The sequence below is a fragment of the Microbacterium sp. Yaish 1 genome, assembly GCF_002245215.1.
In the GTDB taxonomy this organism is placed as follows: Bacteria; Actinomycetota; Actinomycetes; order Actinomycetales; family Microbacteriaceae; genus Microbacterium.
The window spans coordinates 1,200,025-1,226,430 of sequence record NZ_NPMR01000002.1 but is presented as its reverse complement, the minus strand read 5'-3'; the positions used below and the strand labels follow the sequence as shown (position 1 = coordinate 1,226,430).

General features: G+C 70.0%; 28 protein-coding genes. 20 read left to right on the top strand and 8 right to left on the bottom strand.

The features are described 5' to 3' along the window. Window positions 1-100: 100 nt before the first annotated feature. The 3 genes from CI089_RS14945 to CI089_RS14935 are packed head-to-tail and all read left to right on the top strand — an operon-like array spanning window position 101 to window position 3,158. Window positions 101-1,000, top strand: coding sequence for a 1,4-dihydroxy-2-naphthoyl-CoA synthase (locus CI089_RS14945; RefSeq protein WP_094262221.1), 900 nt, complete (start codon window positions 101-103; stop codon window positions 998-1,000). Between the two features lie 17 nt (window positions 1,001-1,017). Continuing rightward, a complete protein-coding gene (locus CI089_RS14940; RefSeq protein ID WP_094262220.1) occupies window positions 1,018-2,178 on the top strand; it encodes an AMP-binding protein in 1,161 nt (386 codons plus the stop codon). A gap of 11 nt (window positions 2,179-2,189) precedes the next feature. Next, window positions 2,190-3,158, top strand: a complete 969-nt coding sequence (locus CI089_RS14935) for a 1,4-dihydroxy-2-naphthoate polyprenyltransferase (protein ID WP_094262219.1) — start codon at window positions 2,190-2,192, stop codon at window positions 3,156-3,158. Window positions 3,159-3,176: 18 nt separating this feature from the next. On the opposite strand, the gene CI089_RS14930 is transcribed toward CI089_RS14935, so the two are convergent. Further along, window positions 3,177-3,437: a DUF4229 domain-containing protein gene (locus CI089_RS14930; protein WP_094262218.1), complete on the bottom strand. Its 261-nt coding sequence runs from the start codon at window positions 3,435-3,437 to the stop codon at window positions 3,177-3,179. Between the two features lie 53 nt (window positions 3,438-3,490). On the opposite strand from CI089_RS14930, the gene CI089_RS14925 reads away from it, so the two are divergent. Beyond that, window positions 3,491-3,895, top strand: a complete 405-nt coding sequence (locus tag CI089_RS14925; protein ID WP_094262217.1) for a PLD nuclease N-terminal domain-containing protein — start codon at window positions 3,491-3,493, stop codon at window positions 3,893-3,895. Window position 3,896: 1 nt separating this feature from the next. Continuing rightward, window positions 3,897-5,708, top strand: coding sequence for a 2-succinyl-5-enolpyruvyl-6-hydroxy-3-cyclohexene-1-carboxylic-acid synthase (gene menD, locus CI089_RS14920; RefSeq protein WP_094262526.1), 1,812 nt, complete (start codon window positions 3,897-3,899; stop codon window positions 5,706-5,708). 36 nt (window positions 5,709-5,744) lie between these two features. Here menD and CI089_RS14915 read toward each other — a convergent pair whose 3' ends face one another. After that, complete coding sequence (locus tag CI089_RS14915; RefSeq protein ID WP_094262216.1) at window positions 5,745-7,037, bottom strand: isochorismate synthase; 1,293 nt, start codon at window positions 7,035-7,037, stop codon at window positions 5,745-5,747. 25 nt (window positions 7,038-7,062) lie between these two features. Here CI089_RS14915 and CI089_RS14910 point away from each other — a divergent pair, with 25 nt between their 5' ends. From CI089_RS14910 to CI089_RS14865, 10 genes are all read left to right on the top strand, one after another. Next, entirely contained in the window at window positions 7,063-7,605 is a 543-nt protein-coding gene (locus tag CI089_RS14910) for a DUF402 domain-containing protein (RefSeq protein WP_306426981.1), read from the top strand. 117 nt (window positions 7,606-7,722) lie between these two features. Next, a complete protein-coding gene (gene ubiE / locus CI089_RS14905) occupies window positions 7,723-8,460 on the top strand; it encodes a bifunctional demethylmenaquinone methyltransferase/2-methoxy-6-polyprenyl-1,4-benzoquinol methylase UbiE (protein ID WP_143739016.1) in 738 nt (245 codons plus the stop codon). 48 nt (window positions 8,461-8,508) lie between these two features. Continuing rightward, entirely contained in the window at window positions 8,509-9,564 is a 1,056-nt protein-coding gene (locus tag CI089_RS14900; RefSeq protein ID WP_256978023.1) for a polyprenyl synthetase family protein, read from the top strand. A gap of 52 nt (window positions 9,565-9,616) precedes the next feature. Further along, complete coding sequence (locus tag CI089_RS14895; protein ID WP_094262213.1) at window positions 9,617-11,002, top strand: FAD-dependent oxidoreductase; 1,386 nt, start codon at window positions 9,617-9,619, stop codon at window positions 11,000-11,002. Then, window positions 10,999-11,364 (top strand): hypothetical protein, encoded by a 366-nt coding sequence (locus CI089_RS14890; protein ID WP_094262212.1) that lies wholly within the window; start codon window positions 10,999-11,001, stop codon window positions 11,362-11,364. The genes CI089_RS14895 and CI089_RS14890 overlap by 4 nt, the downstream gene beginning before the upstream one ends. Window positions 11,365-11,505: 141 nt before the next feature. Continuing rightward, entirely contained in the window at window positions 11,506-12,768 is a 1,263-nt protein-coding gene (locus CI089_RS14885; RefSeq protein ID WP_094262211.1) for an extracellular solute-binding protein, read from the top strand. Further along, entirely contained in the window at window positions 12,765-13,700 is a 936-nt protein-coding gene (locus tag CI089_RS14880; protein ID WP_094262210.1) for a carbohydrate ABC transporter permease, read from the top strand. Before CI089_RS14885 ends, CI089_RS14880 begins: the two co-directional genes overlap by 4 nt. Next, the gene (locus tag CI089_RS14875; protein WP_094262209.1) at window positions 13,700-14,548 is read left to right on the top strand and encodes a carbohydrate ABC transporter permease; all 849 of its coding nucleotides are present in this window, start codon (window positions 13,700-13,702) and stop codon (window positions 14,546-14,548) included. The genes CI089_RS14880 and CI089_RS14875 overlap by 1 nt, the downstream gene beginning before the upstream one ends. A gap of 43 nt (window positions 14,549-14,591) precedes the next feature. Further along, a complete protein-coding gene (locus CI089_RS14870) occupies window positions 14,592-15,899 on the top strand; it encodes an ABC transporter ATP-binding protein (protein ID WP_094262208.1) in 1,308 nt (435 codons plus the stop codon). A 40-nt stretch (window positions 15,900-15,939) separates the two neighbouring features. Beyond that, window positions 15,940-16,917, top strand: a complete 978-nt coding sequence (locus tag CI089_RS14865) for an alpha/beta hydrolase (RefSeq protein WP_094262207.1) — start codon at window positions 15,940-15,942, stop codon at window positions 16,915-16,917. A gap of 4 nt (window positions 16,918-16,921) precedes the next feature. Here the strand turns inward: CI089_RS14865 and CI089_RS14860 are convergent, their stop codons facing one another. Both CI089_RS14860 and CI089_RS14855 read right to left on the bottom strand, forming a co-directional pair. After that, window positions 16,922-18,238, bottom strand: a complete 1,317-nt coding sequence (locus CI089_RS14860; protein WP_094262206.1) for an Nramp family divalent metal transporter — start codon at window positions 18,236-18,238, stop codon at window positions 16,922-16,924. A gap of 132 nt (window positions 18,239-18,370) precedes the next feature. After that, a complete protein-coding gene (locus CI089_RS14855; protein WP_094262205.1) occupies window positions 18,371-19,306 on the bottom strand; it encodes a dihydrodipicolinate synthase family protein in 936 nt (311 codons plus the stop codon). A 193-nt stretch (window positions 19,307-19,499) separates the two neighbouring features. Here CI089_RS14855 and CI089_RS14850 point away from each other — a divergent pair, with 193 nt between their 5' ends. After that, the gene (locus CI089_RS14850) at window positions 19,500-20,519 is read left to right on the top strand and encodes a LacI family DNA-binding transcriptional regulator (protein WP_094262204.1); all 1,020 of its coding nucleotides are present in this window, start codon (window positions 19,500-19,502) and stop codon (window positions 20,517-20,519) included. 77 nt (window positions 20,520-20,596) lie between these two features. On the opposite strand, the gene CI089_RS16480 is transcribed toward CI089_RS14850, so the two are convergent. From CI089_RS16480 to CI089_RS14835, 4 genes are all read right to left on the bottom strand, one after another. Beyond that, window positions 20,597-20,752 (bottom strand): hypothetical protein, encoded by a 156-nt coding sequence (locus CI089_RS16480; RefSeq protein WP_179223353.1) that lies wholly within the window; start codon window positions 20,750-20,752, stop codon window positions 20,597-20,599. Between the two features lie 430 nt (window positions 20,753-21,182). Continuing rightward, window positions 21,183-21,719, bottom strand: coding sequence for a hypothetical protein (locus CI089_RS14845; protein ID WP_094262203.1), 537 nt, complete (start codon window positions 21,717-21,719; stop codon window positions 21,183-21,185). A 174-nt stretch (window positions 21,720-21,893) separates the two neighbouring features. Continuing rightward, window positions 21,894-22,091 (bottom strand): hypothetical protein, encoded by a 198-nt coding sequence (locus CI089_RS14840; protein WP_143739014.1) that lies wholly within the window; start codon window positions 22,089-22,091, stop codon window positions 21,894-21,896. A 172-nt stretch (window positions 22,092-22,263) separates the two neighbouring features. Continuing rightward, a complete protein-coding gene (locus tag CI089_RS14835; RefSeq protein WP_071918434.1) occupies window positions 22,264-22,752 on the bottom strand; it encodes a YajQ family cyclic di-GMP-binding protein in 489 nt (162 codons plus the stop codon). A gap of 68 nt (window positions 22,753-22,820) precedes the next feature. Between CI089_RS14835 and CI089_RS14830 the strand changes: the two genes are divergently transcribed. The 4 genes from CI089_RS14830 (at window position 22,821) to CI089_RS14815 (ending at window position 26,347) form a co-directional block, all read left to right on the top strand. After that, window positions 22,821-23,315 (top strand): GNAT family N-acetyltransferase, encoded by a 495-nt coding sequence (locus tag CI089_RS14830; protein ID WP_179223352.1) that lies wholly within the window; start codon window positions 22,821-22,823, stop codon window positions 23,313-23,315. Between the two features lie 48 nt (window positions 23,316-23,363). After that, a complete protein-coding gene (locus CI089_RS14825; protein ID WP_094262200.1) occupies window positions 23,364-23,687 on the top strand; it encodes a hypothetical protein in 324 nt (107 codons plus the stop codon). Between the two features lie 123 nt (window positions 23,688-23,810). Next, window positions 23,811-24,968 (top strand): DUF2510 domain-containing protein, encoded by a 1,158-nt coding sequence (locus CI089_RS14820; RefSeq protein ID WP_256978020.1) that lies wholly within the window; start codon window positions 23,811-23,813, stop codon window positions 24,966-24,968. Beyond that, window positions 24,965-26,347 (top strand): hypothetical protein, encoded by a 1,383-nt coding sequence (locus CI089_RS14815; RefSeq protein WP_094262199.1) that lies wholly within the window; start codon window positions 24,965-24,967, stop codon window positions 26,345-26,347. The genes CI089_RS14820 and CI089_RS14815 overlap by 4 nt, the downstream gene beginning before the upstream one ends. Window positions 26,348-26,406 lie beyond the last annotated feature (59 nt).

Sequence of the window (26,406 nt, the reverse complement as noted above, 5' to 3'; positions counted from 1 at the left end):
TGCCCGATTATTTGCAGGGGGTTGGTGGAGAACTTGCGCAACCGCAAGACCGACACCGATCGCAAGCTGCCTCCGTCGCACCGCGGCATAGGCTGGCGGCATGGTCTCGGAACTGTTCGATCCCGCGGAATGGTCGCTCGCCCCCGGGGCGGACGCCTACACCGACATCACGGCTCACGTCTCGAACGACGGGCGCATCGCGCGCATCGCGTTCGACCGTCCCGAGGTGCGCAACGCCTTCCGCCCGCACACGGTCGACGAGCTGTACCGCGCGCTCGACATCGCTCGTCAGGACCCCCGCATCGGCGTCGTGCTGCTCACCGGCAACGGTCCGAGCCCGAAGGACGGCGGCTGGGCGTTCTGCTCGGGCGGCGACCAGCGCATCCGTGGCCGCGACGGCTACAAGTACAGCGACGACGAGAGCGCGGTCGCCGATCCGGCTCGGGCCGGGCGTCTGCACATCCTCGAGGTGCAGCGCCTCATCCGGTTCATGCCGAAGGTCGTCATCGCGGTCATCCCGGGGTGGGCGGCCGGCGGCGGGCACTCCCTCCACATCGTGTGCGACCTCTCCATCGCCTCGGCCGAGCACGGCCGGTTCAAGCAGACCGACGCGGATGTGGGGTCGTTCGACGCCGGGTACGGCTCGGCGTACATGGCGCGTCAGGTCGGTCAGAAGATCGCCCGCGAGGTGTTCTTCCTCGCGGAGGAGTACTCCGCGCAGCGGGCCTACGAGATGGGCGCGGTCAACCGCGTCGTCCCGCACGCCGAGCTCGAGCGCGAGGCGATCGCGATGGCCCGTACGATCCTCGGGAAGTCGCCCACCGCGATCCGCATGCTGAAGTTCGCGTTCAACGCGATCGACGACGGGATGGTCGGTCAGCAGGTGTTCGCGGGCGAGGCGACGCGCCTCGCCTACGGCACCGATGAGGCCGTCGAGGGGCGCGACGCCTTCCTGCAGAAGCGCGACCCCGACTGGTCGCCCTACCCGTACCACTTCTGAGACGGATCGCTTCTGACATGGCGGTCGACCTCGTCCCGGTCGCATCGGAACCCCGCGAGGTTCTCCGGGCCCTTCGGCAGACCCTCGACGGTGCGGGACCGGCGCTCGCCCTCGGCGCGCCCGCGGGCCACGCCCTGCCGGCGCAGGCTCCACCGGGAACCGTCGCGGTCGTCACGACGTCGGGATCGACGGGCGTGCCCAAGAGCGTCGTCCTCAGTCGCTCGGCGCTCATCGCCAGCGCCGCGTCGACCGCGGCGCGGATCGGCGAGGGGCGCTGGCTCCTCGCCCTGTCTCCCGGGTACGTGGCGGGGCTGCAGGTGATGGTCCGCAGCCTGCTCGCGGGTCACGAGCCGGCCGTCCTCGCGGGGTCGTTCTCGCCCGCCGCCTTCGCCGCGGTCACCGCGTCGATGCACTCGAGCATCGGCGGGCAGCGCGTGGGGATGTTCACCTCACTGGTGCCGGCGCAACTGTCCGACCTGCTCGACGCGGCTGAGACGGATGCCGCCGTCGCCGATGCCCTGCGGGCGTACGAGGCGATCCTCGTGGGCGGGCAAGCGCTTCCGGTAGCTCAGCACGAGCGCGCCGCACAGCGGGGCGCGCGCATCGTGCGCACCTACGGCTCGACGGAGACGAGCGGCGGATGCGTCTACGACGGCGTCCCGCTCGATGGAGTGGGCGTGCGGATCGTCGCGGGCGAGGTGCAGCTCTCGGGTCCGATGCTCGCCGACGGCTACCTCGGCGAGCCGGGCCGCACGGCGGCATCCTTCATCGTCGACGAGGGTGTGCGCTGGTACCGGACCGGCGACGCGGGGGAGTTCGACGGCGACGTGCTGCGGGTCACCGGCCGCATCGACAACGTCATCATCTCCGGCGGCGTCAACGTCTCGCTCGACCGCGTCGAGGCCGTCATCCGGGAACATGCCGGACTCGCGTCGGCCGTCGTCGTCGCGATCCCCGACGAACGATGGGGCCAGGCGTCGGCCGTCGTCGTGCCGAGTGCGGCGCTCGCCGACACCGGTTCCGACGTGCCGGCGCTGCTCGGCGAGCTCCGGGCTGCCGTCGGCGATCGGCTCGGCAAGCCGGCGCGCCCCGCACGGGTCGTCACGGTCGATCGGATGCCGGTGCTCGCGAGCGGCAAACCCGACCGTGCGGCGGTGCGTCGCATGCTCGCGATCTAGGATGATCCCTCGTGGCTCGTTCGTCTCGCTCCCCGAAGTCGTCCCGTCCTGCGCCGCGCGGCGGCAACCCCGCCAAGCGCGGCCTCGTGTCGGCTCCGCCGCCGCGGACGGCCACGGCTCGCGACTGGATCGGCGCCGCGCGCCTGCGCACTCTGCCGCTCGCGATCACGCCGGTGCTCATCGGCACGGGCGCCGCGATGCTCGTCGATCGGCAGTTGCATTGGGTCATCGCGCTGTGCTGCCTCGTGGTCGCCGTCGCCCTGCAGATCGGCGTCAACTACGCCAATGACTACAGCGACGGAATCCGCGGCACGGACGACGTGCGCGTCGGCCCCGCACGGCTGACCGGGGGCAAGCTCGCGAAGCCTCGCACGGTCCTCACCGTCGCCCTCGGATTCTTCGGGCTGGCGGCCGTCGCCGGAATCGCGATCGTCGTGCGCACCGGTCACTGGTGGATGCTGCTGATCGGGGCGGCCTGCGTCGTCGCGGCCTGGTTCTACACGGGAGGCAAGCGCCCGTACGGGTACGCGGGTCTCGGCGAGCTCTTCGTCTTCGTCTTCTTCGGGCTCGTCGCGACCGTCGGCACGACCTTCGTCCAGGCCGGATCCGTTCCCCAGGAGAGCTGGTTCGGTGCGGTCGGTGCGGGGCTGCTCGCCTGCGCCGTGCTCCTGGCGAACAACCTCCGCGACATCGACCAGGACCGGATCGCGGGCAAGCGCACGCTCACGGTGCTCATCGGCCGGACGGCGACGCGCATCGTCTTCACGCTGTTCGTCCTGGCGCCGTTCGCGATCGCCGCTCTACTGGCGCTGGTCTACCCGATCGCGTGGCTGAGCCTGTTCGCGCTGCTGCCCGCTCTGTCGGCGATCCTCATCGTGTGGACGTATCGCCAGCCGCGCGAGCTGGTCGTCGCGCTGGCGCTGACGTCGTTGACGTCGGTCGCCTACGGCGCGTTCCTGTTCTGGGCTTTCGTCGGCTGAGATCGGGACGAACCGCGGTCAGGACGCGGCGTCTTCGGCCTCGGCGTCGGCCTGGGCGCCCGACCGGCGGCGCGTGCGCCGTTCGGCGAGGCCGGTCGCGACGTCGTCGAGCGGCCGGCGCAGGAAGATCATCGACAGGCTCAAGCCGATGAGGGCGGCGAAGATCGCCGCGAGCCAGTAGAACTCGCGCATGATCGGGAACAGCATCATGATGCCGAAGGGGACCAGGAAGGCGAGGAGCCGCAGCACCGAGTAGACGACGGCCGAGCGGGCGTTCATCCGGCCATTCTACGTCCGGGCCGAGCGGCCCGCCGGACGCCTAGGATGGGAGGATGGCGCGGCTCCTGCTCATCGGTGTGCTGCTGGCACTCGCCTTCTGGGTGTACAGCATCGTCGATTGCGCGCTGCAGGACGCCACGCGGCACCGTGGCGTCAGCAAGCCGGTGTGGATCCTCATCGTTGTCCTGCTGCCCGTGCTGGGCGGCATCCTGTGGTTCGTCGTCGGACGCGCCCGCCGCGCGAGCGCTCCGGTCCGCCGCGCCCCGGATGACGATCCCGAGTTCCTCGGCAGCCTCGGATCGGTCCGCGACCAGGACGAGCGCATCCGCCGTCTCGAGGAGGAGCTCGCAGCGCTCGACGCCGAGGCCGACGACCCCCGCGACATCCCGCCGACACGCTCGTCGCAGAGCGACGACGATGCCGAAGGACCGGCCGGCTCACGCGGCCCGCGCGCCTGAGATGAGCGGGGCCGAACACGCTCCGACGCCGGCGGACCGGGCGCCCGCGACCGACGCCGCGGCCGCACTTCTCGGCGCTCTGGTCGCCGGGGGAGTGCGCCACGTCGTCCTGAGTCCCGGGTCGCGGTCGCAGGCGCTCGCCCTCGTGGCGGCGGAGCTGGAGCAGCGCGGCCTGATCCGCCTCCATGTCCGCATCGACGAGCGCGTCGCGGGATTCACCGCGCTCGGCATCGGACGCGAGACGCGGATGCCGGCAGCCGTCGTCTGCACCTCGGGAACGGCGGTCGCGAACCTCATGCCCGCGGTGCTCGAGGCGCACCACTCGGGGGTGCCTCTGCTGCTGCTGACCGCCGACCGTCCGCCCGAGCTGCGCGGCATCGGCGCCAACCAGGCCACGCGTCAGCCCGGCGTGTTCTCGGGCTTCGTCCGGCTCGAGGCCGACGCCCTGACCCCGGAGGACGTCGACGCCCACCCGGCCGCGCCGCAGGCGGCGGAGATCGCCGCGCTCGCGGTCGAGGCCCTCGCCGCGACGCGCGGCGACCGATCGCGCCCGGCCGGCCCGGTGCACCTCAACCTCCCGTACCGGAACCCCCTGTCGGGCGCCCTCCCGCCGTGGCTCATCGGTGCGGAGGCCGAGCCCGCCCTCACCCCCGGTCCCAACGGCACCGACACGGACGCGGCCGCGGAGTCGACGGTCTCGGGCGCGCACTATCAGGGCGGCGGCGGGATCGGCCAAGCCGAACCCCCGATGCCCCTCGAAGCGGTGGAGCTCACCCGCGGTCCGAACACGCTCGTCGTCGCGGGCGCGGATGCCGGCCCGGCGGCGGAGGAACTCGCCCACGCGGGGGGCTGGCCGCTCGTGGCGGAGATCGTCAGCGGTGCGCGTTTCGGGCGCAATCTCGTCCACGGCTATCGCGCCGTGCTCTCCCGCCCCGAGCTCGCCGACGCCGTCGAACGGGTCGTCGTGTTCGGGCATCCGACGCTCAGCCGCGAGGTGGCCGGGCTGCTGTCGCGCCCGGAGATCGAGGTGTGGGCCGTTCGCGGGCCGGGGGAGGACCTCAACCTCAACGGCACGACGACCGCGGTGTCCGCGGTGTCCGTCTCGCCCGGGGTGGCCGACCGTGCCTGGCTCGGCGCCTGGATGCGCGCCTCGCGCGACGAGGCGGTCGACCTGAGCCCTGCGGCCCCCGACGTCGACGGGCTGGCATCGACGGTGCCGCAGGAGCGCCTCGGCGCCATCTCGGCGGAGATGGCCGTTCTCAAGGCTCCGCTCGACCGCGAGTCGCTCGTCGACGCGGTCTGGCGGGCGAGCTGGCCGCACGATCGTCTGCTGTTCGCCTCGTCGAGACTCGTCCGGGTGGCCGACACGGTGCTCGGGGGCAAGAAGGTGCCGGTGCACGCCAATCGCGGGCTCGCGGGCATCGACGGCATTGTCGCGACCGGGGTGGGCATCGCGGTCGCGAGCCAGGACGACGCGCGGGCCGGCGTGACCCGGGTGCTCACCGGCGACCTGTCTCTGCTGCACGACGTCGGCGCGCTGCTGCTTCCCGGCGCCGAGGACGAACCGCGCATTCAGGTCATCGTCGGCAACGATGGCGGAGGCACGATCTTCGACGGTCTCGAGGTCGCCGGCACCGCACCGCCGGCGGCTGCTGAACGGGTGCTGTTCACCCCCCACGAGGTACGGCTCGAGCAGCTCGCGCTCGCCTACGGGTGGGAGTACCGGCGCATCACGACGCGCTCGGCGCTCGATCAGGCGCTCACCTCGCCCGTCGGCGGTCGCCAGCTGATCGAAGTCCCGCTGGCCCGCTGAGCACCGCCGCGGGGTGGACGGTCCGTGCTCGCCCGCTCAGGCGAGCGCGTCGATGATCGGGCGGAACTTCACCCGCGTCTCGAGCATCTCGGATTCGGGGTCGCTCGCGCCCACGATGCCCGCGCCGGCATAGGCGGTGAAGGGCATCGAGGTGCCGTCGTCGGTTCGTTCGCCCGGACGGAACTGCGCGCATCGCAGGGCGATGGCCCACTCTCCGTCGCCCTTCGCGTCGATCCAGCCGACGGGACCTGCGTACCGCCCGCGGCTGAAGGGTTCGAGGCGGCGGATCTCGTCGAGCGCGTTCGGCGTCGGTGTGCCGGCGACCGCCGCGGTCGGGTGCAGCACCGCGACGAGGTCGAGGGCCGACGCATCCCCCGCGAGCTCGCCCTCCACGTCGGTTGCCAGGTGCCAGACGTTCGGCAGCTTCAGCATGAACGGCTGTTCGCCGGCGACGAGCGACGAGGTCGAGGCGCGGAGCGCCTCGAGGACGCTGCGCACCGCGTAGCCGTGCTCGTCGAGATCCTTCGTGCTCGTGGCGAGGCGCAGGGATGCCGCGGTGTCGGCGTCGGCGTCTGCCCCGCGCGCGATCGTCCCGGCGAGGACGCGCGCGGTCACGGTTCCGCCCGACACCGTCACGAGCGTCTCGGGGCTCGCTCCGATGAGACCGTCGACGGCGAACGCCCATGTGTCGGGGTAGGCCGACGACAGCGCGCGGACGAGCCGACGGAGGTCGGCCTCCGCGGGAACGGTGCCGGCGAGGTCGCGAGCGAGGACGACCTTCTGCAGGTCGCCCTGCAGGATCGCGTCGACGCCCGCGCGCACGATCTCCTGGTAGCCGTCGGGGGTCAGTGCCCCGGGGCCGGTCGTCGCCGACCAGTGCGGACCGAAGCCGGTCGCGGCGGGGAGGGCGGCGACGGGATCCGACCCGTCGGTGGTGATCGAGGTCACCCACGCGCGCGACCCGCGGCGGCCCACGACGGCCCGGGGCACCGCGAAGTGCAGCGCCGGGGTCGTCGCGTCGGCGCGGTCATCGGGGCGGGGATCGAACGGCAGGGCGCCGAAGGCGACGAGGCCCGAACCGGGCAATCCGACCGGATCGTCGATCTCGGCGGCGGCGACCGTTCTGCGCCACCAGTCGGCGGCTTCGCGCGGACCGGGGGTCGCGTCGGCCGAACCGAAGGCTGCGGCGGTGCCGCGTGCGACGAGGATGTCGCCGCGTCGCGACCACACCGTCGGGTTCCGCGGGTCGGCGAACACCAGTAGCTCGTCGGGTGCCTCGATCTCGCGAGTGACCACGCGCAGCCGGGCGGCGGGCGCAGAATCGTTCACCCGACCAGCCTAGACTCGGCGCGTGATGCTCCGCCCCGTGCCGGGAACCCCGGTGACCTTCCGCTGGCGCAAGTGGAACGGCGGAACCCACTGGGTGCATGCCTGCACCTACCTCGGCAGCGACGAGCACGGCGACTGGTTCGGCCAGCGGCCGGGCGACCGCAGCAACCGGCCCGGACGCGACTTCGTCGCCACGCACCCGTGCGTCATGCTCCTTCCGCCGGTCGGGGAGTGGGTCCTCACGATGAACGCGCCGCCGCATCCCACCCGCGTGTACATCGACATCGCCTGGGATGCCCGGTGGGACGAGGGCGGCGAGCCCACCGCGATCGACATGGACCTCGATGTCGTCGACTCCGCCACCCGCGGCATCTGGATCGATGACCGCGACGAGTGGGAGGAGCATCGCGTCGCCTACGGGTACCCGCGGGAGATCGTCGCCGAGCTCGAGGCCCTCGCCGTCGACCTCGAGACGGCGGTCACCGCCCACCGCCCGCCCTTCGATGCACCCACGGCAGCCCACTGGCTCGGCATCCTGGCATCCCTCCCCGCCCCCACGGCCCCCTGACTCTCCTCTCACCCGCCGAGGTCCCACTTCGGCCGGGAAAGCCCGGCTCATACCCGGCCGGACGGGGACCTCGCGGGGCGGGGCTCGCGGCCCGCCGCCGCGCCTAGACTCGAGGGCGTGACCAGCGAGCCCAACCGCGCCGACCTCGGTAAGGATCCGTCGCGCGTCAGCGGCATGTTCGACCAGGTGGCCGGCGCATACGACCGCACCAACGACGTCCTCAGCCTCGGCCAGGACCGCCTCTGGCGGATCGCGGCCACCCGTGCGATCGACCCGAAGCCGGGGGAGCGCATCCTCGATCTCGCCGCGGGAACGGGTGCGAGCTCCGTCTCGCTCGCGCGCAGCGGCGCCGAGGTGGTCGCCGCGGACTTCTCGCCGGGCATGATCGCCGAGGGCGTCCGCCGCTACGGACCGCAGGCGCCGGGCGGCGGCATCCCGAATCTGTCGTTCGTCGAAGCGGACGCCACGAACCTGCCGTTCGGGGATGCCGAGTTCGACGTCGTGACGATCTCGTTCGGACTCCGCAACGTCAACGAGCCGAAGAAGGCGCTCGCCGAGATGCTGCGCGTCACCAAGCCCGGTGGGCGCCTGCTCATCAGCGAGTTCTCGCAGCCGCCGTCCCGTGCGTTCGCGGGGCTCTACCGCTTCTACAACGACCGGGTGCTGCCGCTGGTCGCGCGCGTGGTGAGCTCCAACGCCGAGGCCTACGACTACCTCAACGAGTCGATCCGCGACTGGCCCGACCAGCGCACCCTTGCCGGGTGGATCCGCGAGGCCGGGTGGGACGAGGTCGCGCACCGCGATCTGTCGTTCGGCATCGTCGCGCTGCATCGCGCTGTCAAGCCCGCCGTCTGAACCGGCTCGCGCGGATCGGCGTCGTCGCCCGGCCGGTAGGCTGGAGAGGTGACATCGAGCCCATCCGCGCCGCGGCTGGCGAAGCACCTCGGGATGACCGAGCGGATCTTCGCCGGACCCCGCACCCGCAAGCTGCTCGCGACCGTCGAAGCCGGGCTCGAGCGCGTCGAGACGCGCCTCGGCGATGAACTCACCGTCAGCGACGCGCTCGTCGACGCCAAGACGCGCTACCTCTACGAAGCCGGCGGCAAGCGGCTGCGGCCCATGCTGGCGCTGCTGACCGCCCAGCTCGGCGACGGTGCGACCGAGGACGTCATCGCCGGAGCCGCAGCGCTCGAGCTCACCCACCTCGGTTCGCTCTACCACGACGACGTCATGGACGGCGCCGACAAGCGACGCGGCGTGCCCAGCGCACACGAGGTGTGGGGCAACAACGTCGCGATCCTCACCGGTGACCTGCTCTTCTCCCGGGCGAGCCAGCTCATGGCTCGCATCGGCGAGCGGGCGATCCGCGTGCAGGCCGACACCTTCGAGCGTCTCGTGCTCGGTCAGATGCACGAGACCATCGGCGCCCAGCCCGGCGACGATCCCGTCGAGTTCTACATCCAGGTGCTCGCCGACAAGACCGGATCGCTCATCGCCGCTGCGGCGCAGGTGGGCGTGCTCTTCTCCGGCGGACCGGAAGAGCTCGCCGAGCCGCTGCTCGCGTTCGGCGAGAAGGCCGGCGTCGCCTTCCAGCTGCTCGACGACGTCATCGACCTCTCGGCCGACCCCGAGGCGACGGGAAAGGTGCCGGGCACCGACCTGCGCGCCGGCGTGCCGACGATGCCGTACCTGCTGCTGACCCGCGCCGGCGACGACGCCTCGCGCGAGCTCGCCGCCACGATCGACCGCGGCGTCGCCGAGATCGCCGAGGGAGCCGATCCCGCGATCCTCGACGAGCCGCTCGCCCGCCTGCGAGACCACGACGTGACGGCCCAGACGCGCCGGCTCGCCGAGAAGTGGGCCGACGACGCCGTCGCGGCTCTCGCGCCGCTGCCCTCCGGCGCCGTGCGCGACGCACTGACCCGGTTCGCCGAGGTCGTCGTCGACCGCGCCAGCTGACACAGACCCCGCTGCGCCCGCGCTCGGGTGCCACCAGGAACGAGGAACACCCATGACCAAGCTGAGGCTGGCCATCGTCGGAGCCGGGCCCGCCGGCATCTACGCCGCGGATCTGCTGCTGAAGGCCGAGCGCAAGTTCGACGTCTCGATCGACCTGTTCGATCACCTGCCCGCACCCTACGGGCTCGTCCGGTACGGCGTCGCGCCCGACCACCCCCGGATCAAGGGCATCATCAACGCGCTCCGCGACGTCATCGACAGCGGCGACATCCGCCTGTTCGGCAACGTGCGCTTCGGTGAGGACATCACCCTCGACGACCTCAAGCACCACTACAACGCCGTCATCTTCGCCACCGGCGCCGTCCGCGACGCAGCCCTCGACATCCCCGGCATCGACGCTGCGGGCTCCTACGGCGCGGCCGACTTCGTCAGCTGGTACGACGGTCACCCCGACTTCCCGCGCGAATGGCCGCTGGATGCCGCATCCGTCGGTGTCATCGGCAACGGCAACGTCGCGCTCGACGTGGCTCGACTGCTCGCCAAGCACGCCGACGACCTTCTCGTGACCGAGATCCCCGACAACGTCTACCAGGGGCTGCGCTCATCGGCGGTGACCGATGTCCACATCTTCGGCCGTCGCGGACCGGCGCAGGTGAAGTTCACCCCCCTCGAGCTGCGCGAGCTCGGCGACCTGCGCGACGTCGACCTGGTCGTCTACGACGAGGACTTCGACTACGACGAGGCGTCGAAGGCGGCGATCGCGTCGAACAAGCAGGTGATGGTCATCGACCGCGTGCTGCAGTCCTGGCGCCAGCGGCCGGGCGCGAACGGCATCGGGGGAGAGGCCTCGCGCCGTCTGCACCTGCACTTCTACGCCAAGCCCGTCGAGGTCAAGAAGGATGCCGACGGCCGTGTCGCCGCGCTCGTCTACGAGCGGACGCGTCCCGATGGCCAGGGCGGGGTCGAGGGCACCGGCGAGCTGCGCGAGGTCGCGCTCCAGGGGCTCTACCGCGCGGTCGGCTACTTCGGATCGCCGCTGCCGGGTGTGCCGTTCGATGCGACGCACGGGGTCATCCCGAACCACGAGGGTCAGGTGCTGCACGAGGACTCGAACGAGCGCGTGCCGGGCGTCTACGCGACGGGGTGGATCAAGCGCGGGCCCGTCGGCCTCATCGGCCACACCAAGTCGGACGCGATGGAGACCGTGCGCCACGTCATCAACGACCAGGGGTCGTGGTGGCAGCCGGTCGACCCGTCCGAGCAGGGCGTGCTCGACCTGCTGACCGAGCGCGGCGTCGCCTGGACCGACCTCGACGGCTGGCACCGCCTCGACGAGCACGAGATCGCGCTCGGCGCCCCGGCTGAACGCGCGCGCGTGAAGGTCGTCGACCGCGACGAGATGGTCAGCATCTCGCGCGGCGAAGAGGCCGGGCGATGACCTTTCGGAGCAAGCAGACCCTCGACGCGTGGATCGAGGAGTTCCAGCGGTTCGGCTACCCGCTCGCGGTGAAGGTCATCCCGCAGGACGGCAGCCTCGGCCGCGACACCGGACTCGTCGCGATCACCATGATGAACGCGCAGACCGTCACCTACATCGAGCCCGATGTCCCCGGCGGCAACACCTGGCGCATCACGTTCGAGGCGCGCGAGACCGAGCTGCGTCTCGGCGCGGGCGGGGCGCTCGCCCTGTCGACCGAGCTCGCGATGGTGTCGACCCTCTGCGCGTTCCTCGAGACGAAGTCGCACGCGTTCGCGGGCGACGACCCGACCGAGATCGAGAGCCCGGTCGCCGAGGACTGACCGTCCGCCTCGCCCGCCCGGTGTACTACAGCGCATCGGGTTGGGCAACCCGTGGTCGCGGCGTTCCTCCGACGCCATGATGGGGGAACGCCCGGTGCCGTGAGCGCGCCGGGTCGCGACGATACGGAACGAGGAGGCCCGATGCGCACGACCCGGGTCCTGGCAGCCGCATCGGTGGTCGCGCTCGCAGCGACGCTCGGCGCCTGCGCCCCCGATGACGGAGTGCCCACGCTCACCTGGTACATCAACCCCGACGACGGCGGGCAGGCGCGGATCGCCGCGGCCTGCACGGATGCCGCTGACGGCGCCTATCGCATCGAGACGTCGCTTCTGCCGCGTGATGCGGCGTCGCAGCGCGAGCAGCTGGCCCGGCGTCTGGCCGCCGGCGACACCTCGCTCGACATCATGAGCCTCGACCCGCCGTTCATCCCCGAACTCGCCGAGCCCGGCTTCCTCGACGAGGTGCCGGCCGACCTGCAGAACACCGACGGCATCGTCCAGGGCGCGGTCGACTCCGCGAGCTGGGGTGGCGAGCTGGTGACCGTGCCCTTCTGGGCCAACACGCAGCTGCTCTGGTATCGGCAGTCGGTCGTCGACGCGGCCGGTCTCGACATGTCGCAGCCGGTCACCTGGGACGACATCATCGCCGTCGCCGAGGAGCAGGATCTGCGGCTGGGCGTCCAGGGCGCGCTGGCCGAGTCGCTGACCGTCTGGATCAACGCCCTCGTCGCGTCGGCCGGCGGCGAGATCTTGAAGAACCCCGAGGCGCCCGCCGACGAGCTCGAGCTCGGACTCGACAGCGAGGCGGGCCGGGCTGCGGCCGAGATCATCCACCGCATCGGGGCCGACGGGCTCGGCGGGCCGGGTCTTCCGACCGCCGACGAGAACGCCAATATGAACCTGTTCCAGGGCGAGCAGGGCTCGTTCATGGTCAACTGGCCGTTCGTGTGGCCGGCGATGACCGGCGCCGACCCCGCCATCGCCGATGACCTGGGCTGGGCCGTCTACCCGCGCGTCGACGCCGACAAGCCGGCGGCGCCTCCCGTGGGCGGCATCAACCTCGGGGTCGGTGCCTTCAGCAAGAACCCCGACCTCGCCTGGCAGGCCGTCGAGTGCATCGTCCAGCCCGAGAACCAGTCGGAGTACTTCGTCACCGACGGCAACCCGCCGTCCAACGCCGCCGCCTACGACGACCCTCGCGTGCAGGAGGAGTTCCCGATGGCCGACACCATCCGCGAGTCGCTCGACCTCGGTGTGCCGCGTCCGCAGACGCCGTACTACAACGAGATCTCCATCGGGCTCCAGCGCACGTGGCACCCGCCGGCAGCGGTGAACCCCGAGACCACGCCGAGAACGTCGAGCGAGTTCATCCTCGCCGTCCTGCGCGGGGAGCGTCTGCTGTGAGCACGCGGGAAAGCGCGGCGGCGCGGCCCCGGCGCTCCGCCCGGGCGCGTGCGGAGGGGCGACTGGGCTGGATGCTGGCGGGCCCGGCGTTCGTCATCATGCTGCTGGTCACGATGTATCCCATCGGGCAGGCGCTGTTCGATTCACTGTTCAGCCTGCGGCTGACGGCGCCCGACGAGCGGTCGTTCGTCCTGTTCGAGAACTACCGGGTGGTGCTGAGCGACCCCGCGTTCTGGCGGTCGATGGGGGTCACCCTCTTCATCACGGTCGTCACCGTGCTGTTCGAGCTGATCCTCGGCTTCCTCCTCGCGCTCGTCATGCACCGGGCGATCAGGAAGCTCCGCGGTCTCGCGCGGACCGCGATCCTCGTGCCCTACGGCATCATCACGGTCGTGGCGGCCTTCGCCTGGTTCTACGCGTTCGACATCAACTCGGGCGGGTACGTCAACAACTGGCTCAGCTGGATCCCGGGGTTCGACCCCGAGCTCAACTGGTTCGCCGAGCAGGGCACCTCCCTCGTGGTGATCATCTTCTCCGAGGTGTGGAAGACGACGCCGTTCATCTCGCTGCTGCTGCTGTCGGGGCTCGCCCAGGTGCCCGGCGATCTGGAGGAGGCCGCGAAGGTCGACGGGGCCACCGGGTGGGAGGTCATGCGTCGCGTCATCCTGCCGAACATGAAGGCCGCCATCATGGTCGCGGTGCTCTTCCGCACCCTCGAGGCGTTCCGCATCTTCGACAACATCTACATCATGACCGGCGGCGCCAACGACACCGAGGCGCTGTCGCTGCTCGCGTACAACACCTCGATCGGGCGCCTCGAGATCGGGCTCGGCTCGGCGATCTCGGTGCTGCTGTTCCTCAGCGTCCTGATCATCGCCGCGATCTTCATCAAGGGCTTCAAGGTCGACCTCGCGACGGGACGGAACTCCTGATGCGCACTCTCACCTGGCCGCAGCGGATCGGATGGGCCGCGATCATCATCGCGGTGCTCGTGTGGTCGCTCTTCCCCGTCTTCTCGATCCTCATGACGTCGTTCAAGACGCCGTCGGGTCTGTTCTCGGGCACCCTGCTCCCGCAGGAATGGACCCTCGAGAACTACACCGAGATCCTCGCGCCGGGCGGCGGGGCGCAAGACCTGTTCCTGCCCGCGCTGCGCAACTCCGTCGGCATCTCGCTCATCGCCACCTTCGTCGCCGTCGTCCTCGCGACGCTGTGCGCCTACGCGATCGCGCGGCTCGAGTTCCGCGGCAAGCGCATCATCCTCGTCACCGCGCTCGCGGTGTCGGTCTTCCCGATCGTGTCGATCGTGACGCCGCTGTTCAACCTGTGGCGGGTCATCGGTCTCTACGACACCTGGCTCGGCCTCATCATCCCGTATCTCTCGCTGACGCTGCCGATCGCGATCTGGACCCTCGCCGCCTTCTTCCGCCAGATCCCGTGGGAGCTGGAGCAGGCGGCGCAGGTCGACGGCGCGACGCCGTTCGAGGCCTTCCGCAAGACCGTGGTGCCGCTCGCGGCGCCCGGGGTCTTCACGACCGCGATCATCGCGTTCTTCATCGCGTGGAACGACTTCGTCTACGGCATCTCGCTCACCTCGACCAGCGCTGCGCGCCCCGTGCCGGCGGCCCTGTCGTTCTTCACCGGAGCCTCGCAGTTCGAGCAGCCCACCGGCGCGATCTCGGCAGCCGCCATCATCGTGACGATCCCGATCGTGGTGGTCGTCGTCATCTTCCAGCGCCGGATCGTCTCCGGCCTCACGCAGGGCGCGGTCAAGGGATGACCTCCAGCATCCTCGCCGCCGCGTCCACCTCGAAGGGAACGTCATGGCCTCCATCACGCTGAAGAACATCGTGAAGACGTACGACGACGGCTTCACGGCGGTCAAGGGTGTCGACCTCGACATCGCCGACGGCGAGTTCGTCATCCTCGTCGGACCCTCCGGATGCGGCAAGTCGACGCTCCTGCGGATGATCGTGGGGCTCGAGGACATCACCAGCGGCGAGATGCTGATCGACGGCGACGTTGTGAACGACAAGGCGCCCAAGGACCGCGACCTCGCGATGGTGTTCCAGAACTACGCCCTGTACCCGCACCTCACGGTGTACGAGAACATCGCCTTCCCGATGCGATTGAAGTCGAGCAACGTGCCCGACGACGAGATCGACGAGCGCGTCCGGCGCGCGTCGAGCCTTCTGGAGCTCGACGAGCACCTCGACCGCAAGCCCGCCAACCTCTCCGGCGGTCAGCGTCAGCGGGTGGCGATGGGGCGCGCGATCGTGCGCAACGCTCGGGCGTTCCTCTTCGACGAGCCGCTGTCGAACCTCGACGCCAAGCTGCGCGGCCAGATGCGCACCGAGATCGCGCGGCTGCAGCGTTCGCTGGGCACGACGACCGTCTACGTCACGCACGATCAGACCGAAGCCATGACGCTCGGCGACCGGGTGGCGGTGCTCCGCCGCGGCGAGCTGCAGCAGGTCGCGAGCCCGCGCGGCCTGTACGAGCAGCCGGTCAACCTCTTCGTCGCCGGTTTCATCGGGTCGCCTCCGATGAACTTCCTGCACGGCACGGTCGAGGGCGACACGCTCAAGCTGCCGATGTTCGACGTTCCGCTGGACGACCGGTTGCGCCGCGCGATCGGCGACCGCGAGCTCGTCATCGTGGGAGTGCGTCCCGACGCGTTCGAGGATGCCGAGACGTCCGACCGTCCGCTCGAGGGCGGTGTGCGCGCCGACGTCGACGTCGAGATGACCGAGTGGCTCGGCGAGGTGCTGTACGCCTACATCCCGTTCGAGGTCGAGGAGTCGGTGCGCGAGAAGCTCGCCGAGCTCGACCGCGATCTCGACGGAGAGGGGCTGCGCACCGAGCTCGTCGTGGCGCTCGACTCGCTCAGCAACATCCGCGCGGGGGATCCGGCGACGCTGTGGTTCTCACCCGACTCGCTGCACGTGTTCGACCCCGAGACGGGCGAGAACCTCACGCGCGACGAGCAGCGTGCGGCGAAGCTTGAGGACGACGCCCGCGAGCAGCGCAAGCGCGCGCTCCAGCGCGCTCAGGAGCGCGAGGCCCGTCGCACCGGTTCCGGTGCGGGCTCGGGCTCGGGCTCGGGCTCGCAGCAGAGTTCCGCCGCCTGACGCCCAGCACCCGCGGATCTCCACGACCTAGGGTGGGGACATGCGGGCGGATGACGTGACGTGGGGCCCCGACCTGCTGGGCCCCGGCTTCGAGCAGACGACACTTCCGCTCGGCTCGGATGACGAGGGCGACGTCGTCGCGACGCTCGTGCGGGCGATGCCGCATCCGGGCCTCCGCCTCTTCGGCGCGTGGCGCGACATCGACGTGCTGTACGTCCACGGCTGGTCGGACTACTTCTTCCAGACCGACCTCGCGCGGATCTTCACCGATCGCGGCGCGCGCTTCCATGCTCTCGACCTGCGGAAGTACGGGCGCAGCATCCGTCCTGGTCAGGCGCGCGGATACGTCACGTCGCTCGACGTGTACGACGACGACATCGAGGCCGCGCTCACCGTGATGGACACCGAGCGTCAGGGGCGGCGGCTCGTGCTCCTCGGGCACAGCACCGGCGGCCTGACGCTCACCCTGTGGGCGGCACGTCACCCGGGACGCGCCGCGGCCGTGGTGCTGAACAGCCCCTGGCTCGAGCTGCAGCTCGGCCCCCTCGGGCGGCAGGCGGTCGCGCCGCTCGTCGAGGTCCGGGCCCGATTCGACCCGCGCGGCGCCCACCCCGTGGTCGATCTCGGGTTCTACACGCGGGCCCAGCGCGAGGTCGGCAGCCTTCCCGACGCTCCCGACGGCTGGCGACCCGAGCAGGGCTTCCCGACGCATCCGGCATGGCTCGCCGCCGTCATCGCAGGGCACGCGCGTGTCGCGGCCGGGGTCGACGTCGGCGCCCCGGCTCTCGTGCTGCTCTCGGCGCGGTCGACCTCGCCGCTGCGGTGGAACGACACGATGACCTCGACCGACTCCGTGCTCGTCGTCGACGACATCGCGCGCGCGGCCACCCGCATCGCCGCCACCGTCACGATCGCCCGCATCGACGGCGCCCTGCACGATGTCTTCCTCTCGGCTGCGCCCGCACGCTCCGAGGCCGCTGACCGACTGGTGTCGTTCGTCAGCGGCCTCGACCGGTGAGCACTCAGCCCGCGACGATGCTGATCAGCAATCGGATCGAGAGGGCGAGCACCGAGACGAAGCCGACGACACCCAGCACGTTCTGCCACCAGCGGTTTCGGAGCGGGCCCATCAGTGCGCGATTGTTGGCCATCACGATGATGAGAGCGGCCAGCAGGGGAGCGAACAGGACCGTGAGGGCCTGAGCGAGCACGATCAGCTCGATCGGCGACGACCCGGCGAATGCCACGGTGATCGCGATGCCGAAGGCGAGGATGAACGCGCTGCCCAGCCGAGCGGTGATGGTTTCGGCCGATGCCCCGCGTCCGAGCGCGTCCGAGAGCAGGGTGCCGCCGGCGATGCAATTGGGGATCATCGACGAGAACGCCGAACCGAAGAAGCCCAGCGCGAAGATCCAGGTGCCCACGGGTCCCGCAACCGGCTCGAAGATGCGCGCGAGGCCGACGAACGCTCCCGGAGCCGGGGTGCCCGTGTCGAACAGCACCGACGCGGACACGACGATGACGAGGGCGGTCATGATCCCCGGGGCGACGATGCCGGGAATCGTGTCGACGATCGTGATGTCGCGGTACTCCGATTCGGTCCGTGCCCGGGCCCTGGTCCCGTACGACGCGAAGAAGGCGGCGTTGATGGAGAAGTTGGTCCCCACGAGCCCGATGATGAGCAGCCAGGCGCCGTCGGGGACGACGGGGATCAGACCGAGGCCGGCAGCGGCCCAGTCGGGGTTCGACACGAACGCCGAGACGATGAAGCAGAACGCCATGATCGCCACGATGACGATCAGGGCCTTTTCGACGATGCCGTAGATGCCCTTCATGAGGAGGATGGTCGCGACGGCGACCGTGCAGATCACCGTCCACATGACGGGCGAGCTGCCCGGGATGAGCATCGCGAGCCCCACGCCCGACCCGACGGCGTTGCCCACCGAGAAGCAGAGGGCGATGAGGAAGACGCCGACGCCCGCTGCGACGCCGGTCGGACGCCCGAGGCTGTCCTTGATGGAGGAGATGAGCGAGACGGGCGTTCGGATGCCGAGCCGCACGCTCATGTCGGTCAGGAAGACCATGAGCAGCGTGGACACGATGATCACCCAGATCAGGGCGTAGCCGTATCCTGCTCCCGCGTTCATCGCGGTGGTGAGGTTCCCCGGGCCGAACTGCCAGGCTCCCGCCACGAATGCCGGGCCGATGAGGGCGAGGCGACGCCAGAAGGTTCGTCGCACGGGGTTCTTGCCGACGATGCTCCGCACCGTTTCGGTCGAGATCCGGCCGTGGCCGGTCGCGGGAGTGGCGGGGGGACGTGAGGTGATGCGGTCGCTCATGGAGACTCCTTCGGAGGGCGGCGGGATGCCGCGCAGTCGTCATTGACTTCGAGCCGGCGCTGCGACGCGTCGGGGAGCGGAACGGGGTGGAGGGAGGGCGGCCGGATGCGGGGTCCGGCCGCCCGTGGTGGTTTACGCGGGAACGGTGACGCTGCCGAGCTCGGCCGAGGCGAAGGCCGCGGCGATCTCGGCGTCTGCGCCGGCGGGGAGGGGCAGGAGCGGCTCCCGGACCGTCGCGTGGTCCAGGATGCCACGGTTGACCAGGCCCCACTTCAGGGCGACGGTGCCCTCCATGTGCGAGCCGCGGTGGTAGACGGCCTTCGTCACCGGGAGCAGGCGCTCGTGAATGGCGTGGGCAGCGGCGTAGTCGCGTGCCTTGCCCGCGGCGATCAGGTCGACGAGCAGCTCGGGCGCGATGTTCCCGTAGCCGACCAGCAGGCCGTCGACGTCGAACATCGTCGGCAGGAGGTACTCGTCGTGGCACGACAGGATCTGCAGCTCGGGGTACGCCGCGCGCAGCGCCGGGATCTCGGTGTACCACCGGCGCATGTTCCGCACGCCGTTCTTGGTGTGGTTCACGCCCTCCTGTCCCGCGATCTCGAGCTGAGTGTCGAGGTCGTACGAGGCCTTGGTGTTGTCGGGGTACTGGAAGAGGATCTCCTCGAGCCCCGACTCCTCCCAGATCGCGCGGTAGCGCGTCTGCGGCGCGCCGGGCTGGAATCCGAAGCGCAGCCAGCCGTGCGAGGGGTAGACCAGAGCGCCGCGAGCTCCGGCGGCGGCGGCATCCTTCGCCTCGAGCGCGGCGGTGGCGTTGCCCTCCTTCGTGATGCCGGCGATGATCGGCAGCCGGTCTTCGACCGAGTCGCGGAAGGCCCGGATGACGTCGAGCTGCTCCTTCTCGGTGAGGAATGTTCCCTCGCCGGCGTGGCCGAGCACGACCAGGCTCTTCACCCCCTCGATCGAACCGAGCCACGAGCCGAGCCGCGAGATGGCGGCGTAGTCGACGTCGCCGTCGACGGTGAACGGGGTGACGGGGGCGGGGTTGAGTCCGCGGAGGTCGAGGACCATGTCGTCTCCTTGAGTGAGGTCTCGTCGTCGAGATCGGGAGGTGCCGGTTGGCTGATCCCGAAACCAATAACGTTTGCGGGAACGTTTGCAGTTTGGACCCGCTCGCGATCGATGTCAAGCGATTCGGGAACGTTCTCGGGAAGGTTCTCGCGGCTGGGTGGGTCACGGGTAGGCTCGGCGAGGGAGGCAGGACATGGCCGAGGGTGACCGGAACGTCAGACACGTCGTGACGCTCAAAGACGTCGCGACGGCCTCGGGCGTCAGCATCTCGACTGTGAGCCGCATCCTCGACGACCGCACTCCGCCCTCTCGGTCGGCGACGGCCGAACGTGTTCGCGCAATCGCGGAGGAGCTCGGCTATCGCCGGAATGTCTTCGCCTCGGGGCTCCGCCGTGGCGCCACGGGAACGATCGGCGTCCTGGTGCCGAGACTCACCGACGCGGTCATGGCGCTCATGTTCGAGGCGGTCGAGCGGGCCGCGCGACAGCGGGGCTACTTCGCGGTCGTCGCGACGTGCGGCGACGACGGCGACGAGGAGCGCCGCGCGACCGAGACTCTGCTCGACCGGAACGTCGACGGGCTCGTGCTCGCGACCGCCCGCATCGACGACTCGCTGCCGGCGTCGCTGCGCGAGCGCGGCATTCCCCACGTGCTCGCGCTGCGGACCGACGGGGTCAGCCCCGCCTCGCTCGGCGACGACGAGACCGGCGGCTATCTCGCGATGCGGCACCTGCTCGACCTCGGACACCGCGACATCGCCGTCGTCACGGGCCCCTGGTTCACCTCGAGCGGGCGCGACCGGCGCAGTGGCGCGAACCGTGCTCTCGCTGAAGCCGGCGTCGACCTGCCCGAGGAGCGGGTGATGGCGGTCGGCTACGGCCTCGACCACGGGATGGAGGCCGCTGAGACACTCCTGGCCGGTCGCTCTCGTCCGACCGCTGTCTTCGCGGCCAACGACAATCTCGCGATCGGAGTGCTCAGCGTCGCGCGATCCATGGGGCTCGAGACGGGGAAGGACCTCTCGATCGTCGGGTACAACGACATCCCGCTCGTGTCACGCCTGCCCGTGCCGCTGACGTCGGTGCGGACGCCATTCGACCAGATCGCCTCGTCGGCGCTCGACATCCTGCTGACGACCGATCCCGCGACGCCGCAGATCGTACGCGCGCTGCCCACCCTCATTCCGCGCGCGTCGACGGCCCCGCGCCGCTGAGTTGCGGATTGGGGTGCTTCAGGTCCGACCCGAGGTCTGGTGCCTACTCAGTCGAAGCTGTACGCGGATCACGGACGTCAGCGGTCGCCGCCGTTTTGCGCCCACAGTGCATGCGAGCGGAGGGCGTGTGTGACGGCGAGCCGGATCACCCAGTACGCGACCAGCAGGGTGATGATGAGGCCGAGCAGTCCCGCGGTGATCGAGATGACCCAAACGAGGTCGAAGTTTGCCATGCGCACACGGTATCGGTCCGTCACCGAGGCGTGTCCGCCGGGCGTCGTACGATGGCTTCCTCTTGGCCGAAGGCAGGAAACCCGGCCATGCGATTGACCTCCGTGCGAACGCCGTTCGATCAGATCGCGACGTCGGCTCTCGACATTCTGCTAACGACGGATCCCGCGGCGCCGCGAGTCGTGCGCGCGCTTCCCACTCTCATTCCGCGCCTCGACGGCGCCTCGCCGCTGCTGCGGGTCGGCGCCGCGGAGCGTCGATCTGTCGCGTCACGGGTGTCGGGGCTCGGGGGTGCACACCCTACGGGCTTGATAGTGCCAGTGAGCAAGCACGCAGATGGTGGGGCACGGTGCGAGAGGCGCGCACCAGGGCTGCGATGCGCTGAGCTCAGCCTCATCAGCCTCACGCGGTTTGGGCGGTTCGGCTTCGGGCTTAGTATTCTCGCAGCGCTTCGACACTCTCATGCTCGTCGAACTCGTTGGGTGGCTCCACATGCCAGCCCCGGTCGCGGAGGACCTGCGCGACCTCGGCTTGGTAGTCGCGAGCGATGGTGCGAACTTGGAACCGGCGTGCGATCTCGCGCCCATCCTCAATCGCTCGTCGCCAGGCAGGCTGACGGTCGAAGCCACAGTCATCGATGAGGAACTGAATGAAGTCTTCTACACCAGGCCTGAAGCGTCGGCCGCCAGTCGGAAAGTGTAGCGATGAGAGCGACATCGGGGCGCTCCCCTTCTTTCCTTTCTGATGTGCTCGGGCAAGCACAAACGATAACGCGCCGCGCTCCCCGTGAAACTGCCAGTGGCTGACGGGTGGACCGGTAGTGCTCGACTCGTACTCGAGCCGAGCAATAGGAGGCGGCTCGAAAACCGAGTACAGAGCGATTCGCATCTGGTCGACGCGCAGGAAACCCTCGGAGGACACGTCGGTGAAAAAGTAGAACGTCCAATTGGCCAGATGCTCGCCGGCCACGAAGAGAGGCAGACGGGCCGGCTCAATAGATCCGAGGGCGTCAACTGCCGATACTCGGACTCTTCCCGTCGAGGGAACTTGCTGCGCACGTATCGGAGTATCGCCCGGAAGGGAGCAACGGATAGTTTCTTCGAGGCGAGCGGCGAGCTCTTGGGCCTGCCCGAGAACGTTCATTCAATCGGTGAGGTGGTTCTCGCCCAGCAGGTATGCGATCGAATCAAGTTCGTCTCGGGCGGCCCATTCCCGGTCTTCCAACATGTTCGCTTCTGCCCTGGACCGGAACTCTTGGTATGAACTCAACCCGAGCGACCCAAGGATCGATGAGAGCCGGTCTCGCAGGTCCGACTCCGAGATCTGGATAACAGGTGCCATGGTCATCTCCTCATCCCTTGTACGGATAGTAGACCAGCAACCTCCGACATGGGTCGGCCCTTCACGACGTCCTCTTGATCCCGCGCATGGCGGAATCACCCGGGGGATGGCGTGATTTCTACGAGGGGAGCTGATCCGCTAGCTCAGTCGGCTGGGTGGTGAGGTGGGCGTCCTAGCGGTAGTTGACGAACTGGAGGTCGACGTCGAGGTCGGCGGCCTTCAGCATCCGCTGCACTTCCTGCAGGTCGTCGCGCGACTTCGACTGCACGCGCAGCTCATCGCCCTGGATCTGCGACTTGACCGACTTCGGGCCCTCGTCGCGGATCATCTTGCTGATCTTCTTGGCATCCTCCGACGAGATGCCCTCCTTCAGCGTCGAGACGATGCGGTACTCGCGGCCGGAAGCGGTGGGCTCGCCCGAGTCGAGGCTCTTGAGCGAGATGCCCCGCTTGATGAGCTTCGTCTGGAAGACGTCGAGCACGGCCTTGGCGCGCTCTTCGGAGTTCGCCTTGATGAGGATCGACTCGCCCGACCACTCGATGGAGGCATCGGTGCCCTTGAAGTCGTAGCGCTGCTCGACCTCCTTGCGGGCCTGGTTCAGCGCGTTGTCGGCCTCCTGGCGATCGATCTTGCTGACGATGTCGAACGAGGAATCTGCCATGCCGCTCAGCCTACCGAGCCGCCGTGCGCCCTGCCACGACGGCGGGCATCCCTGTCAGGGTGGGGTACATGAGCTTCGTGATCCGAGAGCCCGCCGCCGGTGAGGCAGCGCTGCTCGCCGAACTCCATGTCGCCACCTGGCAAGAGGCGTACGAGCACCTCCTGCCGGCTGGGTTCTTCGACGCAGAACACGTCGCCTCGCGACATCGGATGTGGAATCAGATCCTCAACGATCCCGCGCCCACCGTCACGGTGCGAGTCGCCGAGCATGGCGGTCACCTCGTGGGATTCGCTCTCGCGGGTCCGAGCTCTGCCGACCGTGTCGAGAAGCCAGGGTGTGACACCCACCTCTACGCGATCTATGTCTCCGCTGCTCATCACGGCACGGGGGCGGGCCAGGCGCTCCTGGACTCGGCGCTCGGCGCAGCATCCGCGACTCTGTGGGTCGCCAAGCAGAATCCGCGAGCGATCGCCTTCTACCTTCGGAACGGATTCGCCTTCGACGGTATGGAGAAGGTCGACCCGATGGCTCCCGCTATCACGGAAGCCCGCATGGTCCGCTGACCTCAGCCGCGCCCGTAGTCTCGCGCCGGGGGACGCTAGGCTCGCGCCATGACGAGTGAGCCCGCCGACCGGCCCCGGCGCCGCGGCCGCGGGTGGGGAATCGCCGCGACGATCCTCGCGGGCATCGGCATCCTCCCGGTCGTTGTCGTGGTCATCCTCGGGTACACCGTGGATCCGCTCTGGGGATGGATGCTGTTCATCGCCCTGCCGATCTCGATCGCGGCAGGCGCCCTCGGCGGCGTGCTCGGCATCATCGGGCTGATCGCGGCGCGCGGTGACCGCGGAGGATACGGGTGGCCCGTGGTGGCACTGGTCCTCGGCTGGGGGCAGGTGCTGCTGGGGACCGGATTCCTGAACGGCTGGTTCATCTGACGCCGGGGGCGTCTGTCACGACTAGCAGATCCGGCGCGGAAAAGCAGGTGTACGAGCCACTTCGCGCATGCCAATAGCATCGTCTCGAACCGGCGGTGCTCGCGGCCGGGGCAAGGGGGACGTGTGAACGACGTGCCGGACTCTGTTCCGACCGCGCCGGCCGGCTGGCATCCCGACCCATCGGGACAGCAGCAGCTGAGGTACTGGGACGGCCAGCGATGGACCGATCACGTCTCGCCGTACCCCACTGCGGAGCAGTCGGCGCCGGATGCCGCACCGGCGACGGCCCCCGATCCCGCGCCCGATCCCGCGCCCGGTCCCGCGCCCAGAAACCCCGGGCGGAAGGTGATGACGCGAGCGACCTGGATCGTGCTGGCGGCCACGCTCCTCATCGTCGGCGGCGCAGCCGGGTACGTCGGCTGGACCGTCGTCTCGGCCAACGCCGCCGCGACCTCGGAGGCGCCGGATGTCGTCGACGGCTTCCTCGCCGCTGCCACAGCCGACGATCCCGGCTGGACGCAGTACGCCTCGCCCGGCTACATCGCGATCTCGGGGTCGGCGACGCCCCTGTTCGGCGATGCGCGCGCCGCGGAGGTGCTCGACCTCTCCATCGAGTACGACAGGCGCGGCATCCTCTATGGAACCAACGGCACCGCCGGCTACGAGTCGCCCAGCGGCGCAGACACCGCCAAAGCACTGGTCGACATGACCTATACCTTCACCGTCGACGGCACGCCGCAGACGGCGACCTCGACCCGCGAGATCTGGCTGACCCGTCCCTATTACTACGGCGACGACGTGCCTTCCGGCGCGCGTCAGGGAGAGACGCCGACGGCCATCGGTCCCTGGCGGGTGACGGGCGCCGCCTCGGCGTCGGCGTACGACGGAGCGGTCGTCGCGACGACGAGCTTCGAGCCCGCCCGTATCGATCAGGCCTGTTACACCTCCGACGTCGTGCTGTCGCAGCTGTCCGAGATCGCGCGCACCGAGGGCGTGCTGGCCGCGGTCTGCCTGAGCGGCGGCACCTCGACCTCCTTCGACGACGGCATCGACATCGACGCCCTCGCCGCCGGGTTCCCCGTCATCGGCCAGGCTGCGCCCCTCACCGATCTGATGGGGTGGCACAACGACCCCAACACCCCGGCACCCCTCGAGCAGTACCTCATCTCTTCGGGCGGCACCGACTACGTCTTCGTTCTCGCCTCGACGGGCGTCGGCGGCGAGCTGACGACCGACTCCGAACGCCGCATCATCCTCATCTCGAAGGCGGACACCCGATGACCGACACGACCTCAGCGCCGGCCACCGAGGCACCGGAGCGCAAGCCCCGCAACCGTGCGGCGCGCACGATGCAGATCGTCATCGCCTCCCTCGGCGTCGGCGCGCTGCTGATGACCGCCGCCGCGGGCGTCGTGCTGTGGCCGCGGACGCCCGAGACCGGCCCGACGGCCGATGTTCCGGTCGGGTGGGCACCGTGGGCCGACAACGACCTCGCGACTCCCACCAGTGCCACATTCGCCGAGATGAACGCCGCCATGCGCGACAAAGACCGTGAGCGGTTCCTCGCTCACGCCACGGGTGACGCGGCGACGCAGCTCGCGCTGTGGTGGGACAACTCCAGCAAGATCGGGTGGGATGTCGCGGCGATCGCGCCGTCGGACTTCGACGTCGACGAGACCGGCACCATCGAGGTCATCCTCGGCGCTCAGTATGCTTTCGCGGCGCAGCCGCAGCGAGGCGACGGTGACCGTGACGCCGGTCTCGACCTCATTCAGGGCTTCGCCTACACCGTGACGTTCGAGCCCGGTACCGTCCCCAGCCGGTCGTTCGACCGGTACGAGCAGACGGAACCGCCCGAGCCCGCCACGATCACGTCCATCGTCCCCGCGCGCGAGCCGAACCCGTGGGACGAGGGTGAGATCCACGTGGCCAAGCGCGACCACGTCGTCCTGTTCGGGATGAGCGACGAGGCCGAACTGGTCGATCAGAACGCGGATGCGGCCGAGCGATCGGCCGTCATCGCGCTCGACACGATCCGCGCCCTCGGCGGCGAGCCGACGCAGGACGGCTTCGTATCGGCGATCACCGACGACGATGACCGCTTCCAGCGCTGGCAGTACGGCAAGGGCACGCCGTGGGACATGGATGTCGCCGGTTATGCCCGTCCGACCCTGCGCCCGCAGATCGCGCAGCGCTTCCTCGATCCCGCGATCGCGACGGGATCCGATACGTCCGGAACGCTCATCGTGATGGGCCCGGGCAGCGCGTCGGGTCGCGACAAGGTGTTCGTCCACGAGTTCGCACACGCCCTCCACAACACGGCCGCGCCCGGGTCGTTCATCGCACCGCCCGTCGCGGTCCACGAGGGGTTCGCCCGCTTCGTCGAATGGAAATCGGGCCTCGCCGAGCCCGGTTACCTCCGACCCGAGGTGAAGGCCGCCATCGCCGCACAGGGGATGGGTGCTTTCAGCGATGAGGCGCTGCGCAGCAAGGACGCGTATCTGGCCTACGACGCCGCGGGCTCGTTCTACGCCTACGCCGATGCCTATGACGGGTCGGCCTGGACGATGGCAGTGGATTCGGTCCTCGGCGGCGGATTCTTCGTCGACAGCACGGACTTCACCGAGGCCGACTGGCAGGCATGGGTCGCATCGCAGTGACCGCGGGAGGGCGTCCGCGCACGCGGCCCGCGGATGCCGTGCGCTTCGTAGGCTGGAAC

Excerpts from the sequence above, each read along its gene's own strand:
- CI089_RS14945 (WP_094262221.1), top strand. The coding sequence starts at position 101 with ATGGTCTCGGAACTGTTCGATCCCGCGGAATGGTCGCTCGCCCCCGGG.
- CI089_RS14940 (WP_094262220.1), top strand. The coding sequence starts at position 1,018 with ATGGCGGTCGACCTCGTCCCGGTCGCATCGGAACCCCGCGAGGTTCTC.
- CI089_RS14930 (WP_094262218.1), bottom strand. The coding sequence starts at position 3,437 with ATGAACGCCCGCTCGGCCGTCGTCTACTCGGTGCTGCGGCTCCTCGCC.
- CI089_RS14925 (WP_094262217.1), top strand. The coding sequence starts at position 3,491 with ATGGCGCGGCTCCTGCTCATCGGTGTGCTGCTGGCACTCGCCTTCTGG.
- menD (WP_094262526.1), top strand. The coding sequence starts at position 3,897 with ATGAGCGGGGCCGAACACGCTCCGACGCCGGCGGACCGGGCGCCCGCG.
- CI089_RS14910 (WP_306426981.1), top strand. The coding sequence starts at position 7,063 with ATGCTCCGCCCCGTGCCGGGAACCCCGGTGACCTTCCGCTGGCGCAAG.
- CI089_RS14895 (WP_094262213.1), top strand. The coding sequence starts at position 9,617 with ATGACCAAGCTGAGGCTGGCCATCGTCGGAGCCGGGCCCGCCGGCATC.
- CI089_RS14890 (WP_094262212.1), top strand. The coding sequence starts at position 10,999 with ATGACCTTTCGGAGCAAGCAGACCCTCGACGCGTGGATCGAGGAGTTC.
- CI089_RS14885 (WP_094262211.1), top strand. The coding sequence starts at position 11,506 with ATGCGCACGACCCGGGTCCTGGCAGCCGCATCGGTGGTCGCGCTCGCA.
- CI089_RS14875 (WP_094262209.1), top strand. The coding sequence starts at position 13,700 with ATGCGCACTCTCACCTGGCCGCAGCGGATCGGATGGGCCGCGATCATC.
- CI089_RS14870 (WP_094262208.1), top strand. The coding sequence starts at position 14,592 with ATGGCCTCCATCACGCTGAAGAACATCGTGAAGACGTACGACGACGGC.
- CI089_RS14865 (WP_094262207.1), top strand. The coding sequence starts at position 15,940 with ATGCGGGCGGATGACGTGACGTGGGGCCCCGACCTGCTGGGCCCCGGC.
- CI089_RS14860 (WP_094262206.1), bottom strand. The coding sequence starts at position 18,238 with ATGAGCGACCGCATCACCTCACGTCCCCCCGCCACTCCCGCGACCGGC.
- CI089_RS14855 (WP_094262205.1), bottom strand. The coding sequence starts at position 19,306 with ATGGTCCTCGACCTCCGCGGACTCAACCCCGCCCCCGTCACCCCGTTC.
- CI089_RS14850 (WP_094262204.1), top strand. The coding sequence starts at position 19,500 with ATGGCCGAGGGTGACCGGAACGTCAGACACGTCGTGACGCTCAAAGAC.
- CI089_RS16480 (WP_179223353.1), bottom strand. The coding sequence starts at position 20,752 with ATGGCAAACTTCGACCTCGTTTGGGTCATCTCGATCACCGCGGGACTG.
- CI089_RS14840 (WP_143739014.1), bottom strand. The coding sequence starts at position 22,091 with ATGGCACCTGTTATCCAGATCTCGGAGTCGGACCTGCGAGACCGGCTC.
- CI089_RS14835 (WP_071918434.1), bottom strand. The coding sequence starts at position 22,752 with ATGGCAGATTCCTCGTTCGACATCGTCAGCAAGATCGATCGCCAGGAG.
- CI089_RS14830 (WP_179223352.1), top strand. The coding sequence starts at position 22,821 with ATGAGCTTCGTGATCCGAGAGCCCGCCGCCGGTGAGGCAGCGCTGCTC.
- CI089_RS14825 (WP_094262200.1), top strand. The coding sequence starts at position 23,364 with ATGACGAGTGAGCCCGCCGACCGGCCCCGGCGCCGCGGCCGCGGGTGG.
- CI089_RS14815 (WP_094262199.1), top strand. The coding sequence starts at position 24,965 with ATGACCGACACGACCTCAGCGCCGGCCACCGAGGCACCGGAGCGCAAG.